We start from the raw sequence: 16478 nt of genomic DNA, 5'->3' as shown, positions 1-16478 counted from the left end.
CATCCTGCGGCGCGGCTGGGCTCAAGCTTCCTTTATAGATATTTCCAGGATGCGTTTGTCGGCTCCGTCCACGACGAGCGCGGTCAGCATGCCTGATTGCCAGGCAAGCGTGTCGACATTGACGCGATTGGCCATCACTTCCGCCTCGGGGACGGGTGTGTGGCCATGCACCACGATCTTCGGGAACAGGCCGGTGTGATCGTGGAAAACGTCGCGGATCCAGATCAGGTCCTGCGGGTTCTGCTTGTCCAGCGGAATGCCTGGCCTGATGCCGGCATGGCAGAAGAAGAAATCGCCTGACGTCACCGAGAACGGCAGCGATCGCAGGAAGTCGACATGGCCTGATGGCATTGCCTCGAGCAGGGCCTGATGTCCCCGTCTCATCGTCTCCATCTTGCCGAACCAGCTGGCGTCGGCGGTGAGGGACACGCCATAGGACAGCGCCGTCTGGACGCCGCCATAGCGCATGAAAAGCCCTTCCGGGTCAGGGGTTCCCAGAAAGTCGAGAAAGCCGATGTCGTGGTTGCCGGCGAGCATCAGATGGCGGGGATCGCGTTCTCGCGCCGCGATCAGAAAATCGATGACCCCCTTGGAGTCCGGCCCGCGATCGACATAGTCGCCGAGGTGGATCACCCGCCAGTCGCGAACCGGTTTCCACTCCAGTTCGCTCTCGATCCGCTGGTGCATGGCGGCCAGCAGGTCGAGCCGGCCATGCACGTCGCCGATTGCGTAAAGACGCACACCCTCCGGCCCGTGCGCGTCGAGAAAATGGATGCCGGGTTCCGCCAACGCCTCGTGGTCTCCGTGGTCAGGCTGTCACGGGACACTAGCGGCGGAGCTGGTCCTTGCCCATGTCGGTGACCAGACGCTTTCCGCACAGCGCCAGCGTGATGTCCATCTCCTTGCGGATGATTTCCAACGCTTTGGTAACCCCTTCCTTGCCGAGCGCGCCCAGGCCGTAAAGAAACGGCCGGCCGATATAGGTGCCCTTGGCGCCAAGGCAGAGCGCCTTCAGCACGTCCTGGCCGGAGCGGATGCCGCCGTCCATGTGCACTTCGATCTTGTCGCCGACCGCGTCCGCAATCTCTTCCAGCGCCATGATCGAGGACGACGCGCCATCGAGCTGGCGCCCGCCATGGTTGGAAACCACGATCGCGTCGGCGCCGGTCTTGGCCGCCATCAGCGCATCCTCCTTGTCGAGGATGCCTTTCAGGATCAGCTTGCCGCCCCAGCGCTCCTTGATCCAGGCGACATCCTTCCACGACAGCTGTGGATCGAACTGCTCGTTTGTCCAGGACGACAGCGAAGAGACGTCGCCGACGCCCTTGGCGTGGCCGACGATGTTGCGGAAGGTGCGGCGCTTGGTGCCGGCGATACCCAGGCACCAGCGCGGCTTGCTGGCCAGGTCGATGATGTTGGCCAGCGTCATCTTGGGCGGCGCCGAAAGCCCGTTGCGCACGTCCTTGTGGCGTTGGCCGAGGATCTGCAGGTCGAGCGTCAGCACCAGCGCCGAGCATTTCGCCGCCTTGGCGCGGTCGATCAGACCGAGCACGAAATCCTTGTCGCGTAGCACATAGAGCTGGAACCAGAACGGTTTCTTCGTCACCGAGGCGACGTCCTCGATCGAGCAGATGCTCATCGTCGACAGGGTGAAAGGCACGCCGAATTCCTCGGCCGCCTGCGCCGCCAGCATCTCGCCATCGGCATGCTGCATGCCGGTCAGGCCGGTCGGTGCCAGCGCCACCGGCATCGACACTTTCTGGCCGATCATGGTCGATTCCAGCGAGCGGTTGCTCATGTCGACCAGCACGCGCTGGCGGAACTTGATCTTCTGGAAGTCTTCCTCGTTCGCCCGGTAGGTGCTCTCGGTCCAGGCGCCGGAATCGGCATAGTCGAAGAACATCTTGGGCACGCGCCGGCGCGCGAGATCCTTGAGGTCTGCGATGGTGAGAATGTCGCTCATGATGGTCCCTGCTTGATCGAATTGACTAGAGCATGATGCCGAAAAGTGTGAAGCGGTTTTCGGATGACATCATGCTCTATTCCTTTGATTTAGAGCCGGATTCAGATTTCAGGTTGATTCGACCTGAAATCATCCGGCTCTAGGAGCGTCTGCGTGCTGGTTCGGTGTCGCCGGCTTCCGAACGCTGGCGCAACCTCAGCCGCGACACGCGTTGCCAGTCGCCGCTGCGCTCGGCTTCGGCCATCGACCGCTCGACATAGATCATATGGTCCATGGCTGCCTGCCGGGCGCCGGCCGGATCGCCGGCCTTGACCGCGGCGTGGATTGCCTTGTGCTGCGCCAGCAGCGCCTCGCGCGCGCCGGGCACGGTGAACACCAAGAGCCGGTTCTGGAACACGCCTTCGGACAGCAGACGGTAGCAGGAGCGTAGCGTGTGCAGCAGCAGGATGTTGTGCGCGCATTCGCAGATCGCTTGATGAAACTCGACATCGATCTCGGCTTCGTCGTCGAAATCGCCGGTGCGGTGCGCATCGTCCATGCGCGCCATGATGCGGTCGAGCAGCGCAAGGTCCTCCGGGGTGGCGCGCCGCGCCGCATATTCGGCGGCTATGCCTTCGATCTCGCGGCGGTATTCCAGATAGTCGGTCACCGCCTTGCGATGCATCGAGATCAGGTCCGCCACTGGCTTGGTGAACAACTGGCCGATAATGTCGGCGACATGCGTGCCGCCGCCGGCCTTGGTCGTCAGCAGCCCGCGGCCTTCCAGCGCCTTCAGCGCATCGCGCAGGATCGGCCGCGACACGTCGAACTGGCGTGCAAGCTCGCGCTCGCCCGGCAGCCGGTCACCGGTGCGCAGCACGCCTTCGAGGATGAGGCTCTCGATCTGCTGCACCACCTCGTCGGCGGTGCGCGAATGCTCGATCCTGGAAAAAATGTCGCTCAACAGGTGTGCCTGGGAATTGAACCGGTGCCGCGCAGGATAAAGCCTGCGTCGCCAACTGGTCAAATTATTTATCCAATTGGTCGAGACCGGTCGGTTTCGCCGCTCAGTGCTGTATCATCTTCAGCTAAACTTTGCTGTTTGCGTCGTCAGGCGATTGGCCCTAGAGGGACGCGAACGCAAGAGGGTTCTAAGGAAACCCGGGGGACAAGCCGTGTCAGACGACCCGTCCAATCTCGAGTTCCAGCCGCGCGCCAAGGGCAGCGTCATGGGGTTTCCCGCGCATGAGGGCCGGCCCGGCGCGCTGGGCGAGGTCCATGCCAGGCCGCATCCGCTGATCGAAAAGCCGCGCGTCCTGGTGCAACTCGCCTTCATGACCGAAGGCGGCTCCGGCGTCGACCACGCCGTGCTCTCCGAACTGTCGCGGCGTCTCGGTATCGCCGCACCCGATCGCCAGGCCCGCCATCATGCCATGAAATGGGGCAAGGGCTCGCTGCGCTGGGAGCGGCATACGGAATTCTCGACCTATCTGTGGGAAGGGCCGCTTTCCGAAAGCGGCAGGACGCAGGAGGATATGCCGTTCGGCAACGGCTTTTCGCCGCCGGGCACCGTCATCTCCGGCATCCGACTCGAAATCCGCAAATGGACACAGGCGAGCGAGCGGCTGATCGCGGCCTTCGACCCGACCAGCCTGTGCTACTCGCTGGTCGAGCGCGGCAATGCGGCCATCGTCACTGATTTTCGCCAGGACGGCGACGGCATGACCCGCATACTGGTGCTCGATCGCGGCCTGACGCCGGCGCGCACCGGGGCGCTGTCGCAGCGGCTGATCGACATCGAAACCTACCGCACGCTGGCCATGCTTGGCCTGCCGCTGGCCCTGACCTTGTCCGGCCGCGCCCGCCGCATCGAGGACAGGCTGGCCCAGACCACGCGGGAAATGAAGGTCGCCGAGACCCGTGACAGCCAGACGCTGCTGGCCGACCTGACCGAGCTCGCCGCCGAACTGGAAGCCGACGCTGCTTCCAGCCTCTACCGCTTCGGCGCCAGCCGTGCCTATGACGGCATCGTCGTCGAGCGGCTGGAAGCGCTCGAGGAAGAGGCCGTGCCCGGCTACGACACTTGGGGCGGTTTTTTGCAGCGTCGTGTCGCCCCGGCCATGCGCACCTGCCGCTCGGTCGAGGAACGTCAGGCCAATCTGTCGCGCAAACTGACCCGCGCCACGACACTGCTGCGCACCTGGGTCGATGTCGAGGTCGAGAAGCAGAACCGTGACTTGCTCGCCTCGATGAACAACCGCGCCCGCCTGCAACTGCGCCTGCAGCAGACCGTCGAGGGCCTCTCGGTCGCCGCCGTCTCCTACTACGTCGTCGGCCTCATCGGTTATGTCGCCAAGGGAGCCTCGATCTTCGGGCATGCTTTCGCGCCCGAGATGGTCACCGCCGCTTCGGTGCCGGTCGCCATCCTGCTGGTCTGGTGGGGCGTGCGCCGTGTGCGCCGGATGCATTCCGAGCCGGCGAAGCACCCGGGGGAATAGCGGCAGATTGCCGCTGCGGAAGCTTGTTTCGGCTTGACGCGGGAGCCTCCCGCCACCGCAGCATTTGCAACTGGCGCGCTTCGCTGGTAAAAGATTTTGACCAGTCAAGCAAAGTGAGGCTGCTGATGTCCGGCCTGGCCATGCCGAAACCAGACGACGCCACGATGCGCCGGCGTGACGAGATTGTCGCCGACATGCGCATCATCGTACCGGGCGAGGGCGTGGTCGACGCGACCAATCAGATGCGCGCCTTCGAGAGCGATGGGCTGACCGCCTATCGGCAATTGCCGCTGGTCGTCGTGTTGCCCGAAACCGTGGCGCAGGTCTCCCGCGTGCTGAAATACTGCAACGACCGCAACATCCGCGTCGTGCCGCGCGGTTCCGGCACCTCGCTATCGGGCGGCGCGCTGCCGCTCGAGGACGCGGTTCTGCTGGTGATGAGCCGCTTCAACCGCATTCTCACGATCGATTTCCCCAATCGTATCGTCGTCGCCCAGCCGGGCGTCACCAATCTCGGCATCACCACCGCCGTCGAACAGGAGGGTTTTTATTACGCCCCCGATCCATCCTCCCAGATTGCCTGCTCGATCGGCGGCAACGTGGCGGAAAACTCCGGCGGCGTGCACTGCCTGAAATACGGCCTCACCGCCAACAATGTGCTCGGCATCGAGATGGTGCTGATGAATGGCGAGGTGGTGCGGCTCGGCGGCAGCCATCTCGATGCCGAAGGCTACGACCTGCTCGGCGTCATGACTGGTTCCGAAGGCCTGCTCGGCGTCGTCACCGAGGTCACGGTCCGCATCCTGAAGAAGCCGGAGACGGCGCGTGCTCTGCTGATCGGCTTTCCGACCAGCGAGCAGGGCGGCCAGTGTGTCGCCGACATCATCGGCGCCGGCATCATCCCAGGCGGCATGGAAATGATGGACCGGCCGGCGATCCACGCGGCGGAGGATTTTGTCCACGCCGGCTATCCCCTGGACGTCGAGGCTTTGCTGATCGTCGAACTCGACGGGCCGAGCGTCGAGGTCGATCATCTCATCACCGCGGTCGAGGCGATCGCCATCCGCAACGGCTCGACCACCTGCCGCATCTCGCAGTCCGAGCTAGAGCGGCTGACCTTCTGGGCCGGGCGCAAGGCGGCGTTTCCCGCCGTCGGTCGTATCTCGCCCGATTATTACTGCATGGACGGAACCATCCCGCGCAAGGAATTGCCGCGGGTGCTCGCCGGCATGCGCGAGTTGTCGGAGAAATACGGGCTCGGCGTCGCCAATGTCTTTCACGCCGGCGACGGCAATCTGCACCCGCTGATCCTCTATGATGCCAATGTGCCGGGCGAGCTCGACAAGGCCGAAAGTTTTGGCGCCGACATTTTGCGGCTCTGCGTCAAGGTCGGCGGCGTGCTGACAGGCGAACACGGGGTTGGGGTCGAGAAGCGCGACCTGATGCCGGAAATGTTCAATCAGGTCGATCTCGACCAGCAGATGCGGGTCAAATGCGCCTTCGATCCCAACCACCTGCTCAACCCGGGAAAGGTGTTCCCGCAGCTGCGCCGCTGCGTGGAGCTTGGGCGCATGCACGTGCACCGGGGGCAGGTGGCGTTTCCCGACATTCCGAGGTTTTGAGGGATGGCTTATCAGAACGGGGGTTCCTCGCCCCCGCAAAGCGGGGGAGAGGTGGCTCGGGCGAAGCCCGAGACGGAGAGGGGGCCTGCGGCCGACGTGCCAAGCCGCCGCTCGCCCGAAAAGATCGCCCGCGCTCGCGTACTTCGCCTCGGGGACAATCAGGCTGAGGCAACCCTCTGGAGTGAGCTGAAGGCCAAAAGGCTGGGCGGCTACAAATTCGTTCGGCAAATGCCGATTGGCTCGTATTTCGCAGACTTTGCCTGTCGCAGCGAAAAGCTGGTCGTCGAACTGGATGGAAGTCAGCACGCCGTGAGCTCCTATGACAGGCGACGCGATGAGTTCATGCGCGGCGAGGGGTTTTCAGTGCTGCGCTTCTGGAACGTCGATGTTCTCAGGAGCCCCCGGAGTGTCTGCGAAACCATTCTTGCGGCACTTGAGGGACGATTGGCAGAAGACGTGGTCACCACAGATCTGAGGTTCGTTTTCGCAGCCAAGAAGTTCGGAGGTGGCGCTCTATGATGGCCCCCGCTCCGTCTCGGGCTTCGCCCGAGCCACCTCTCCCCCGCTTCGCGGGGGCGAGGAACCCAGGTCCTGAAGCCCTTAGCGCCAGTGGGGTCTGAGTTGCTGTTCAAACAATCCTCGCTGGACAAGATCGCGCGCAAGGAAGTGACGCTCGCCTTTCGCCGCTGGAAGCGGCCGACGGTCAAGGCTGGTGGGCGGGAGAGGACGGCGTCGGGTGTCGTGCAGATCGGCGGCATCGCGATCGTGGACATGTCCGCATTGACCGAGAGCGACGCGAGCGCGGCTGGCTTTCCGACACTCGGAGCCCTTCGGGAGATGCTTGGAGCCGATGACGGCACACCAGTCTATCGCATCGAACTCAAAGGCATCGAGCCCGACGAACGCGTCGCCTTGCGTGGCGACGCCACGCTTTCCGATACGGATTGGCATGTCCTGACCGCAAGGTTTGCCCGGTGGGACAAGACCGCGCCCGGCTACTTCTCGTCGATCCTGCGCACGATTGGTGCCCATCCGGAAATACGTGCGGCTGATCTGGCTGCGATGGCCAATGTTGAAACGCTGAAGTTCAAGCAGGATGTCCGCAAGCTCAAGGAACTCGGCCTCACCGAGAGCCTCGAGATCGGTTACCGGCTGTCGCCGAGAGGCGAAGCCGTGCTCGAAAAACTCAGGGAGCACAGGCTTTGACGACGTTCACCCCGACCACGTCAGACGAAGTCCTGTCCTCCGTTACGTGGGCGGTGGTGGAAGAGACGCCGATCGAAATCCTTGGTCACGGCTCCAAGCGTGGCGTTGGCCGTCCGCTGCAGACGGAGCACACGCTTGATTTGTCGAAACTCACCGGCGTCACGCTTTACGAACCCTCCGAACTGGTGCTTTCGGCAAAGGCTGGCACGCCACTGGCCGAGATCGAGACGCTGCTGGCGGAGAACGGCCAGCAACTGGCCTTCGAGCCGATGGACTACGGCCCGCTGTTCGGTGGCGAGCCCGGTAAAGGCACCATCGGCGGCGTGCTCGCCGCGAACCTCTCCGGTCCGCGCCGGCTGAAGGCGGGTGCGGCGCGCGATCATATCCTCGGCATCAATGTCGTGTCCGGCCGCGGCGAGGCCTTCAAGTCAGGTGGCCGCGTGGTCAAGAACGTCACTGGCTATGACATGTCGAAGCTGATGGCAAACAGCTGGGGCACATTGGCCGTTTTCACTGACGTCACCTTCAAGGTGCTGCCCGCCGCCGAGACTGAAGTCACGCTCGCCATCCGTGGACTGCTCGACGATGTCGCTGCAAGTGCCATGGCCTTGGCGCTCGGCTCCAGCGCGGAAGTGTCGAGTGCTGCCCATCTGCCGGAGCGCATTGCCGCGCGCGTCGCTGATGGCGTGCTCGGCAGTGAAGCCGCCACGCTGCTGCGTGTCGAAGGTTTTGGTCCGTCCGTTGCCTACCGCATCGCCGCGCTGAAGACGCTGCTCGGCAAGGCCGGGCCGCTGGAGGAGATTGCCGGCGAGGCCTCGCAACTGATCTGGCGCGACGTGCGCGATATCAGGCCGTTCGCCGACGGCACCGAGAAACCGGTCTGGCGCGTGTCGATGGCACCCTCTCAGGCGCATCAGATGCTTCTGACCTTGCGCATGCAGGCCGCCGTCAGTGCCTTCTACGACTGGCAGGGCGGGCTGGTGTGGTTGCGCATGGAAGGGGGCGACCCGGAGGCTGCTTTGCTGCGCGGGCTGTTGCGCAAACATGGCGGCGGCCATGCGACGCTGGTGCGCGCCGCCCCCGCCCATCGCGCCGCCCTGCCGGTGTTCGAGCCGCAGGCGCCGGCACTGGCCGCGCTCAGCCAACGGCTGAAGCAGGAGTTCGACCCGAGGAACCTCCTCAATCCCGGCCGCATGGCTTAGGAAATCAGCGATGCAGACCAATTTTTCACTTGCCCAGCTTGCCGATCCGCATGTGGCGGAATCGGAAAAGATCCTGCGCAAATGCGTGCATTGCGGCTTCTGCACCGCCACCTGCCCGACCTATGTGACGCTTGGCAACGAGCTCGATTCGCCGCGCGGGCGCATCTATTTGATCAAGGATATGCTGGAGAATGGCCGTCCCGCTGACAAGGAGATCGTCACCCATATCGACCGCTGTCTGTCGTGCCTTGCCTGCATGACCACCTGCCCGTCGGGCGTCAACTACATGCATCTGGTCGACCATGCCCGCGCTCACATCCAGGAGACTTACAAACGGCCGCTGCTCGACCGGCTGACCCGCGCCATGCTGGCCTTCGTCCTGCCCTATCCCCAGCGTTTTCGCGCCGCTCTCAAACTGGCGAAGCTGGGCAAGCCGTTCATCGGCCTGCTCGAAAAAGTCCCGGCCCTAAAACCGCTTGGCGCCATGCTCAAGCTCGCGCCGGCCTCGATCCCGGCAGCCTCGCCGATGGGCTCTCCGGGCGTCCATGCCGGGCAGGGCGCCAAGAAAGGCCGAGTCGCCATCCTCACCGGCTGCGCGCAATCGGTGCTTGATCCCGCCATCAACGACACGACGATTTCGCTGCTGACACGCCTCGGCGTCGAGGTGGTGGTGCCGCCGGGCGAGGGCTGCTGCGGCGCGCTGGTCCACCATATGGGCCGCGAAGAAGCCGCACTTGCCTCGGCCAGGCGGAATGTCGATGCCTGGACGCGCGCCATCGAGCAAGGCGGGCTCGATGCCATCATCATCACCGCATCCGGCTGCGGCACGACGATCAAGGACTATGGCTTCATGCTGCGGCTTGATCCGGCCTATGCCGACAAGGCCGCGCGCGTGTCAGCGCTGGCCAAGGACATCACCGAATATCTGGCCGCTTTTGACCTGCCCGAGCCGGTGCGCAAGCCAGGCACCATCGTTGCCTATCACTCGGCCTGTTCCATGCAGCATGGCCAGAAGATCACGCGCCAGCCGAAGGAACTGCTGGCCAGGGCCGGCTTCGTCGTGCGCGAGCCGCGCGAGGGCCATCTGTGCTGCGGCTCGGCCGGCACCTACAACATCCTGCAATCCGAGATTTCGGCCAGGCTGCGCGACCGCAAGGTGAAAAACATCGAGGCGACGGGCGCTGAAATCGTTGCCACCGGCAATATCGGCTGCATCACGCAGATCGCGTCCGCCGCCAGGATGCCAGTGGTGCACACCATCAAATTGCTCGACTGGGCCTATGGTGGGCCGAAGCCGGATGGCGTTCTGGACGGGAGCCTGGTCGCCGCGGAGCAGGGGATCGGCGTTTATTCCGCCGCCAGCCTGTCCGCAGTGCCGTAAGTCGCCTCGTAAAGCGCGCGCTGGCGGCTGAGCGCCACCATGGTGTTGCGCAGCAGGATTGCCACCGTGATCGGGCCGACGCCGCCCGGCACCGGGGTGATCCAGGAGGCGACCTCGCGTACGCTTTCAGTGTCGACATCGCCAACGATGCGGCTCGTCCCATCCGATCCGATCTCGGAATTGATGCCGATGTCGATGACGGCCGCACCGGGCTTGACCATGTCGGCCTTGATCAGCCGCGGCTTGCCGACGGCAACGAACAGCGCGTCAGCACGGCGTGCATGGGCGGCGACCGACCGCGTCATGTGGTGGCAAACCGTCACCGTCGCGCCTTCGCTCATCAGCAGGAAGGCGATCGGCTTGCCGACGATTTCCGAATGGCCGACGATCACGACTTCCAGCCCTTTGAGATCGAGCCCGGTCTCCTTGAGCAGTTCGACCGAGGCCGCCGCCGTGCAGGGCGCCAGATCAAGCTGGTTGTAGACGATGTTGCCGATCGAGGCCGGATGCATGCCTTCGACATCCTTGAGCGGATGCACCGCTGCCTGCAGCATCCTGATCGGAATGTGCGCCGGAACCGGCCGCTGGATGATGATGCCGGTGACGCGCGGGTCGGCGTTCAGGCCGTGGATGGCTGCTTCCAGTTCACCCGAGGTGATGGTGGCGGGAAAGCGCCGTTCCTCGAAATCGATGCCGGCGAGTTGCGCCTTGGCGCGCTGGTTGCGCACATAGACGTCGACCGCATCGGTATCGCCGACGGTGATCGAGATCAGCTTGGGCGGAAAACCTTCGGCTTTGGCAATTGCCGCATCCTCGCGCACGGCGGCGATGATACGCTGGGCAACCGGGCTGCCTTTGAGATGGCGGCTGTCGTCTGACAGGGACATGGGGTGGACTCTTTTTCTTGCGTTGGCGCCGACATAGCAAAAGACCGTCGAAAATGGCAGCACGAAAGCGAACCGCCATGCCTTCTGCGCGACGCAACGACGCGGGGCCATGTCGCAGGCACTGGACGCCGATCAAAAAAGAAGGGCAGCGCGGTTTCCCGTGCTGCCCTTCTTGACCGACCGCATCCCCATACGGCCCGTCCCCCGTTATTCCTTCCGACCTCAGGAAACCAAGTGTTTCCCGGTGAGGTGATTCGCTATCATATCACCTCGACCGTGGTTCCGACATTGACCCGCTCATAGAGGTCGACCACGTCCTCGTTGCGCATGCGGATGCAGCCCGACGACACCGCGCCACCGATCGTCCATGGCTGGTTGGTGCCGTGGATGCGGTATTCGGTCGTGCCGAGATAGAGCGCGCGGGCGCCGAGCGGGTTCTCGATGCCGCCGGCCAGATAGGTCGGCAGATAGCGGCCCTTGGCGGCTTCGCGCTTGATCATCTCCGCCGGCGGACGCCAGTCCGGCCACTCGCGCTTGTTGGTGATCTTGTGCGTGCCTGACCATTCGAAGCCCGGCTTGCCGGTGCCGACGCCATAGCGCCGTGCCTTGCCGTTCTTCTCGACCAGGAAGAGGAAATTCTGCGTCGTATCGATGACGATCGTGCCCGGCTTCTGCGGGCCATCATAGGCGACTTCCTGCGGCAGGTAGATCGGGTTGATCTGCGGACGCATGACCATGCGCTTGGCCGGTGCCTGTACCGCGGCCGTCTGCACGCGGTCTGGCTGCGCCGGTTGCGCGTAATGCAGGCGCGGCTGCTGCTGCACGACTTGGCGGTTCTGCCGCACGATGCCGGGCGCATTGCCAAGCTGCAGCACCCAGGGGGCGGAAAGATCGGGGCTCACCATCACCGGCGGCCTGTCTGCGTAGCGGTCGCCAGCAGCTGCAGGCGTGACGCCGGCAAACACAGCCATGGCGCCGAGCACGGAAAACAAAACTCTCTTCATCGGGAACGCACCTTGATCGTCTTGATACAACCGGGTGGAAACGCGCCCCGGTTCGGCGATCTTTGGCGTGCAAGCAGCAACCGAAACATGAATCGGAATGCGTAAAATGCGGAAGTGTCAGTAAACCTTTTGGTGTGGTTACCGCCGGGTTCAGGAATCTGGTAAAGCCACAGTAAATGCAGCGCAAAAGCGCGTTAACAGATGGATTTTTCGGAATGAGCAATGAAAACACCGGCCTGCTTGCCGGTCCCGACGGTGTCGCGCGCTGCTTCTGGCACGGCAATCTGCCCGACTATCTGCACTACCATGATCATGAATGGGGCCGGCCGGTGGCCGACGACCGCAGGCTGTTCGAAAAGATCTGCCTCGAAGGGTTTCAGTCGGGCCTGTCGTGGCTGACCATCCTGCGCAAGCGCGAGAATTTTCGCGAGGCCTTCGCCGGCTTCGACTTCGACAAGGTCGCCGCCTTCACCGACAAGGATGTCGGGCGCCTGCTTGGCAATGCCGGCATCATCCGTCATCGCGGCAAGATCGTCTCGACCATCAACAACGCCAAACGCGCCCGCGAAATGGTCGACGAGTTCGGCTCGCTGGCCGCCTGGTTCTGGAAGTTCGAACCCGGCAAGGCGGAGCGGCCTGCGATCGTCGACCTCGCGCATCTGCGCGCCAACCCGACGACGGCGGTCTCGACCCGGATTTCGAAGGAATTGAAGAAGCGCGGCTGGAGTTTCGTCGGCCCGACGACAGTCTACGCCTTCATGCAGGCCATGGGCCTGGTCAACGACCATCTCGAGGGCTGTGTCTGCCGCAAGGAGGTCGAGAAGGAACGGAAGGCATTCAAGCGGCCGAAGTAGCTTCCTTCGCCCCGTTCACGGAGAGAAGGTGCCGGCAGGCGGATGAGGGGCGGCGCGAACCTGCAAATGCTCGCGCTACCATTCCCTATTTCTCGAACCGTCCCTTATGCCCGCTGCCATTGATGTCCCACACCAGGCTGCGGCCGGAGATGGTCAGCACCAGGCCGCTGAAGCCGCTGTCGTCAGGCGTCTGGTGCGTCGATGCCGAACTGCGACCGGCCGGAATGACCTCGACGGTCGATCCCTTCTTCACCCAGCAGCCCTTGCCGTACTGGTCGTTGGCGCCATAGGCCAGCATGAACTCGAAGCTGCCGTCTTTCCGGAGCAGCAGTTCGGAGCCGACCTCCATGACGCCACGCAGATAGTAATGCCCGGCAAGGCCGGCGTCGCCCGCCTTGCAGCCGCCGGCACTGGTCGGATTGGCCATCCCGAGTAAAAATGCGCAGCCAAGCGCGTATGCGTAGCCCAGTCGCATGCTCAATCGCCCGATCAAGAAAATATGGAAAGAAGTTTCAGGTGCCGTTGACGCTGGCCAGGAACAGCCCGGCGACGATTGCCACCACCGTGGCCACGGTTGGATAGATCACCAGCAGGCCGGTCACAAACGCGTCGCGCATGGACGGTCCCTTGCCGGCGTCTGTCGGTACGTCGAACGGTCCGGCAGCCTGGCCAACCAGTTTCGGCGCATGGATGCCGGCCGGGCGCAGGCGCGCTGGCAATTCGCCGGCATCGCTATTGGCGTGGAATTTTGTTGCGCTGGTCATGTCCCGAACCCCTTCGTGTCGATGCGCTATATCGGCCGCGATTGTGTCGGCACAATGCCGCGCCCATGGCGGGATTGTTTCATTATCGGTGCGTTTTTGTTTCAACGGCCTTTCCTTCTCCCCTTGCGGGAGAAGGTGGATCGGCGCGCAGCGCCGAGACGGTTGAGGGGTGCGTGCCGGAGCGCCGTCGGCGTCAAGCTGGAACACCCCTTGTATCTGCACGGAGGAGACTTTGTGCGATGGAAGCGACTGAGCCTCGAACCGGACGGCCATCCGATTCGAGGCTTGGCGAAGTCGCCCGACACCCCTGCGGCTACAACCGTGGATGAGCCTGGGATCTTCGCCTTCGTCACGCACGACCGAATAGTCGCTTGGCTCCAATCGCACGCACAAGGCAGGTTACCGTGAACACGACCCTCTGTGGAATAGATATTTCGAAAGACTGGCTCGATGCCCATATCGAGCCGATGGGAGCGGCAAACCGCTTCGCCAACGATGCGGCAGGCATCGCCGATCTGGCCGCCTGGTGTCAGAACCATGCTGTCGAACTCGTCGTCATGGAGGCCAGTGGCGGCTACGAACGGTTGGCCTTCTTGCTGTTGTGGGAGATGGGGCAACCCTGCGGCATGGCCAATGCGAGGAGCGTTCGCTACTTCGCCGAGGCAATGGGTTTCCTGGAGAAGACCGACGGGATCGATGCCGCCATGATTGCCCGTTATGGTGCCGTCAAGCGGCTCAAGCCGACGCCGCCGCCGAGCGCGGCCCAGCAGCGGCTCAAGGCGCTGGTTGCGCGGCTTTCCCAAGTGGGAGGTGACCTCACCATTCAAAAGCAGCGCAAGAGCACTGCCGATGCCGAAACCATCGCCAGCCTTGATGAGGTGATCGCGCTGCTTGCGCGCCAAAGCCGCAGGCTCGAGGGTGAGATCGCCACGCTCATCGATGACGATCCGCTGTGGGCATGCCTCGACCGGGCCTTCCGCTCGCTCAAGGGTGTTGCCTCTCGCACCGTGGCGCGGCTGATGGCGCAGTTGCCCGAGATCGGCATCCTCTCCAACAAGGCCATCGCCAAGCTGGCCGGTCTGGCGCCGATCGCCAATGACAGCGGCAAGCGCAGCGGTCGAAGACCAGTGCGCGGTGGTCGTGCGGGGCCGCGCGGCGTCCTCTTCCTCGTCGCCAGCATCGTTGCCAAATATGATCCGCATCTGGCAGCTTTCAAGCAACGGTTGCAGACCGCCGGAAAGGAGAAAATGGTCATCCGCATTGCGCTCGCCCGCAAGCTGCTCGTCATTCTCAACGCAAAAGCACGCGACGCGCGTAACGAATTCGCAAATGCAACTTGACACCTCAGATAGTCGCTCATCCGACCTCGCTTCGCGAGGCCACCTTCTCCCGCAAGGGGAGAAGGGAGAGGCGCTAACCCTTGCCGCTCTCGGTAGCTTCGGCTAGGACACGCGCACTCGGAAATAAGTCACCCTTTACTTAGCAAAAAGACCCAATTCATGGCCGACAAATCGGAAAAGACGAAAGCGCGATTGCCGCGCGGTTTTGCCGACCGCAGCGCCGAGGACATCCGCGCCGTCGAGAAGATGATGGCGACGATCCGCTCGGTCTATGAGCTTTACGGTTTCGAACCGGCCGACCAGCCGCTGATCGAATACACCGATGCGCTCGGCAAATTCCTGCCCGACCAGGATCGGCCGAACGAAGGCGTGTTCTCCTTCCAGGACGATGACGAGCAGTGGCTGTCGCTGCGCTACGACCTGACCGCGCCAACGGCGCGCTTTGTCGCCGAGAATTACGAGCGCCTGCCGAAACCCTATCGCAGCTACCGCTCCGGCTGGGTGTTCCGCAACGAGAAGCCCGGGCCCGGCCGCTTCCGCCAGTTCATGCAGTTCGACGCCGATACGATCGGTACGCCGGGCGTCGCGGCGGATGCCGAGATGGCGATGATGATGGCCGACGTCATGGAAGCGCTCGGCATCAAGCGCGGCGACTACGTCATCCGCGTCAACAACCGCAAGGTGCTGGACGGCGTGCTGGAGGCGATCGGCCTTGGGGGTGATGAGAATGCTGGGCGCCGGCTGACGGTGCTGCGCGCCATCGACAAGCTGGACAAGCTCGGGCCGGAAGGCGTGAAGCTCCTGCTTGGGCCGGGGCGCTGGGATGGCGGCAAGGAAGGCGAAGGGGACTTCGCCAAGGGCGCCGGGCTGAACAATGGACAAGCCGAGGCGGTTCTTCAAGCAACAGCGAGAAATGCACAGGCCGGCCAGGATGCCAGCGTCAGTTCGAACGCGACCTACCAGGAAGGTGTCAGCGAACTCGCGACAATCGAAGCCCTGGTCCGGGCTGCCGGATATGGCGAAGACCGCATCACCATGGACCGCTCGGTCGTCCGCGGCCTCGAATATTACACCGGCCCGGTCCTCGAGGCCGAGCTGCTGGCGGAAATCCCGAACGAGGACGGCCAGATCGTGCGTTTCGGCTCGGTTGGTGGCGGCGGCCGCTATGATGGCCTGGTCTCGCGCTTCCGTGGGGAGCCGGTGCCGGCGACCGGCTTCTCCATCGGCGTTTCGAGGCTGATGACGGCGCTGAAGAACCTCGGCAAGCTCGACAGCGCCGATGTGATCGCGCCGGTCGTCGTGCTGGTGATGGACAAGGACACGGAAAGCCTCGGCCGCTACCAGAAGATGGTTAGCGAATTGCGTGCCGACGGCATCCGCTCCGAAATGTATCTCGGCGGCGCCGGCATGAAGGCGCAGCTCAAATATGCCGACCGGCGCGGCTGCCCGGTCGCAATCATTCAGGGTGGGGATGAACGCGCCAAGGGCGAGTTGCAGATCAAGGACCTGATCGAAGGCGCGCGCATGTCGGCCGAAATCACCGACAACGCCGAATGGCGCGCCGCACGCCCGGCGCAGGTTACGGTGGCTGAAGGTGAGCTGGTTGGAGAGGTGAAAAAGATCCTGGCGGCGCAGGCGGCCGATCGCGCGAAAGGTGGCGCTTGAACACCCCCCTCTGGCCTGCCGGCCATCTCCCCCGCAAGGGGGGAGATCGGATGTCGTGTATGCTTTCGCCAATCTCCGGCGTTGGAAAAAAGGCGCCGTGTCTAAAGCTGCCG

16 protein-coding genes are annotated in these 16478 nt (G+C 63.7%); 9 read left to right on the top strand and 7 right to left on the bottom strand.

Features of this window, described 5'->3' with window-relative positions; genetic code table 11:
- Positions 1 to 21: 21 nt before the first annotated feature.
- The 3 genes from DBIPINDM_RS10150 to DBIPINDM_RS10140 form a co-directional block, all read right to left on the bottom strand.
- Complete coding sequence (locus DBIPINDM_RS10150) at positions 22 to 789, bottom strand: metallophosphoesterase family protein (RefSeq protein ID WP_258585593.1); 768 nt, start codon at positions 787 to 789, stop codon at positions 22 to 24.
- A gap of 37 nt (positions 790 to 826) precedes the next feature.
- A complete protein-coding gene (locus DBIPINDM_RS10145) occupies positions 827 to 1963 on the bottom strand; it encodes an alpha-hydroxy acid oxidase (protein WP_258585592.1) in 1137 nt (378 codons plus the stop codon).
- A 139-nt stretch (positions 1964 to 2102) separates the two neighbouring features.
- Positions 2103 to 2906, bottom strand: coding sequence for a FadR/GntR family transcriptional regulator (locus DBIPINDM_RS10140; RefSeq protein ID WP_258585591.1), 804 nt, complete (start codon positions 2904 to 2906; stop codon positions 2103 to 2105).
- A gap of 211 nt (positions 2907 to 3117) precedes the next feature.
- On the opposite strand from DBIPINDM_RS10140, the gene DBIPINDM_RS10135 reads away from it, so the two are divergent.
- From DBIPINDM_RS10135 to glcF, 6 genes are all read left to right on the top strand, one after another.
- Positions 3118 to 4440, top strand: coding sequence for a DUF3422 family protein (locus DBIPINDM_RS10135; protein WP_258585590.1), 1323 nt, complete (start codon positions 3118 to 3120; stop codon positions 4438 to 4440).
- 125 nt (positions 4441 to 4565) lie between these two features.
- Positions 4566 to 6062 carry an FAD-linked oxidase C-terminal domain-containing protein gene (locus DBIPINDM_RS10130; RefSeq protein WP_258585589.1) on the top strand — a complete coding sequence of 499 codons (1497 nt, stop codon included), beginning with the start codon at positions 4566 to 4568 and terminating at the stop codon, positions 6060 to 6062.
- A gap of 3 nt (positions 6063 to 6065) precedes the next feature.
- The gene (locus DBIPINDM_RS10125; RefSeq protein ID WP_258585588.1) at positions 6066 to 6581 is read left to right on the top strand and encodes an endonuclease domain-containing protein; all 516 of its coding nucleotides are present in this window, start codon (positions 6066 to 6068) and stop codon (positions 6579 to 6581) included.
- Positions 6582 to 6683: 102 nt separating this feature from the next.
- Positions 6684 to 7268 (top strand): ASCH domain-containing protein, encoded by a 585-nt coding sequence (locus DBIPINDM_RS10120; protein WP_258585587.1) that lies wholly within the window; start codon positions 6684 to 6686, stop codon positions 7266 to 7268.
- Positions 7265 to 8470, top strand: a complete 1206-nt coding sequence (gene glcE / locus DBIPINDM_RS10115) for a glycolate oxidase subunit GlcE (protein WP_258585586.1) — start codon at positions 7265 to 7267, stop codon at positions 8468 to 8470. The genes DBIPINDM_RS10120 and glcE overlap by 4 nt, the downstream gene beginning before the upstream one ends.
- A 10-nt stretch (positions 8471 to 8480) precedes the next feature.
- Positions 8481 to 9851 carry a glycolate oxidase subunit GlcF gene (gene glcF / locus DBIPINDM_RS10110; protein WP_258585585.1) on the top strand — a complete coding sequence of 457 codons (1371 nt, stop codon included), beginning with the start codon at positions 8481 to 8483 and terminating at the stop codon, positions 9849 to 9851.
- Here the strand turns inward: glcF and DBIPINDM_RS10105 are convergent.
- Positions 9818 to 10738 carry a bifunctional 5,10-methylenetetrahydrofolate dehydrogenase/5,10-methenyltetrahydrofolate cyclohydrolase gene (locus tag DBIPINDM_RS10105; RefSeq protein WP_258585584.1) on the bottom strand — a complete coding sequence of 307 codons (921 nt, stop codon included), beginning with the start codon at positions 10736 to 10738 and terminating at the stop codon, positions 9818 to 9820. The two genes, glcF and DBIPINDM_RS10105, sit on opposite strands and share 34 nt — an antisense overlap.
- A 260-nt stretch (positions 10739 to 10998) precedes the next feature.
- Positions 10999 to 11742 carry a L,D-transpeptidase gene (locus DBIPINDM_RS10100; RefSeq protein WP_258585583.1) on the bottom strand — a complete coding sequence of 248 codons (744 nt, stop codon included), beginning with the start codon at positions 11740 to 11742 and terminating at the stop codon, positions 10999 to 11001.
- 215 nt (positions 11743 to 11957) lie between these two features.
- On the opposite strand from DBIPINDM_RS10100, the gene DBIPINDM_RS10095 reads away from it, so the two are divergent.
- On the top strand, positions 11958 to 12596 hold the full coding sequence (locus DBIPINDM_RS10095) for a DNA-3-methyladenine glycosylase I (RefSeq protein ID WP_258585582.1): 639 nt from the start codon (positions 11958 to 11960) through the stop codon (positions 12594 to 12596).
- An 85-nt stretch (positions 12597 to 12681) separates the two neighbouring features.
- On the opposite strand, the gene DBIPINDM_RS10090 is transcribed toward DBIPINDM_RS10095, so the two are convergent.
- Positions 12682 to 13071, bottom strand: a complete 390-nt coding sequence (locus DBIPINDM_RS10090) for a hypothetical protein (RefSeq protein WP_258585581.1) — start codon at positions 13069 to 13071, stop codon at positions 12682 to 12684.
- A 37-nt stretch (positions 13072 to 13108) separates the two neighbouring features.
- Positions 13109 to 13360, bottom strand: coding sequence for a hypothetical protein (locus DBIPINDM_RS10085; RefSeq protein ID WP_258585580.1), 252 nt, complete (start codon positions 13358 to 13360; stop codon positions 13109 to 13111).
- Between the two features lie 404 nt (positions 13361 to 13764).
- On the opposite strand from DBIPINDM_RS10085, the gene DBIPINDM_RS10080 reads away from it, so the two are divergent.
- Positions 13765 to 14700: an IS110 family transposase gene (locus DBIPINDM_RS10080; protein ID WP_258581861.1), complete on the top strand. Its 936-nt coding sequence runs from the start codon at positions 13765 to 13767 to the stop codon at positions 14698 to 14700.
- Positions 14701 to 14859: 159 nt separating this feature from the next.
- Complete coding sequence (gene hisS, locus DBIPINDM_RS10075; protein WP_258585579.1) at positions 14860 to 16365, top strand: histidine--tRNA ligase; 1506 nt, start codon at positions 14860 to 14862, stop codon at positions 16363 to 16365.
- Positions 16366 to 16478 lie beyond the last annotated feature (113 nt).

This window comes from Mesorhizobium sp. AR02, from assembly GCF_024746835.1.
Taxonomy (GTDB): Bacteria; Pseudomonadota; Alphaproteobacteria; order Rhizobiales; family Rhizobiaceae; genus Mesorhizobium.
Note: the sequence above shows the minus strand (reverse complement) of the source record. Positions and strands in the feature narration are given on the sequence as shown.

Coding starts and splice junctions, on each gene's coding strand:
- DBIPINDM_RS10095 (WP_258585582.1), top strand. CDS start 11,958: ATGAGCAATGAAAACACCGGCCTGCTTGCCGGTCCCGACGGTGTCGCG.
- DBIPINDM_RS10145 (WP_258585592.1), bottom strand. CDS start 1,963: ATGAGCGACATTCTCACCATCGCAGACCTCAAGGATCTCGCGCGCCGG.
- DBIPINDM_RS10085 (WP_258585580.1), bottom strand. CDS start 13,360: ATGACCAGCGCAACAAAATTCCACGCCAATAGCGATGCCGGCGAATTG.
- DBIPINDM_RS10090 (WP_258585581.1), bottom strand. CDS start 13,071: ATGCGACTGGGCTACGCATACGCGCTTGGCTGCGCATTTTTACTCGGG.
- DBIPINDM_RS10130 (WP_258585589.1), top strand. CDS start 4,566: ATGTCCGGCCTGGCCATGCCGAAACCAGACGACGCCACGATGCGCCGG.
- DBIPINDM_RS10125 (WP_258585588.1), top strand. CDS start 6,066: ATGGCTTATCAGAACGGGGGTTCCTCGCCCCCGCAAAGCGGGGGAGAG.
- DBIPINDM_RS10100 (WP_258585583.1), bottom strand. CDS start 11,742: ATGAAGAGAGTTTTGTTTTCCGTGCTCGGCGCCATGGCTGTGTTTGCC.
- DBIPINDM_RS10105 (WP_258585584.1), bottom strand. CDS start 10,738: ATGTCCCTGTCAGACGACAGCCGCCATCTCAAAGGCAGCCCGGTTGCC.
- glcF (WP_258585585.1), top strand. CDS start 8,481: ATGCAGACCAATTTTTCACTTGCCCAGCTTGCCGATCCGCATGTGGCG.
- hisS (WP_258585579.1), top strand. CDS start 14,860: ATGGCCGACAAATCGGAAAAGACGAAAGCGCGATTGCCGCGCGGTTTT.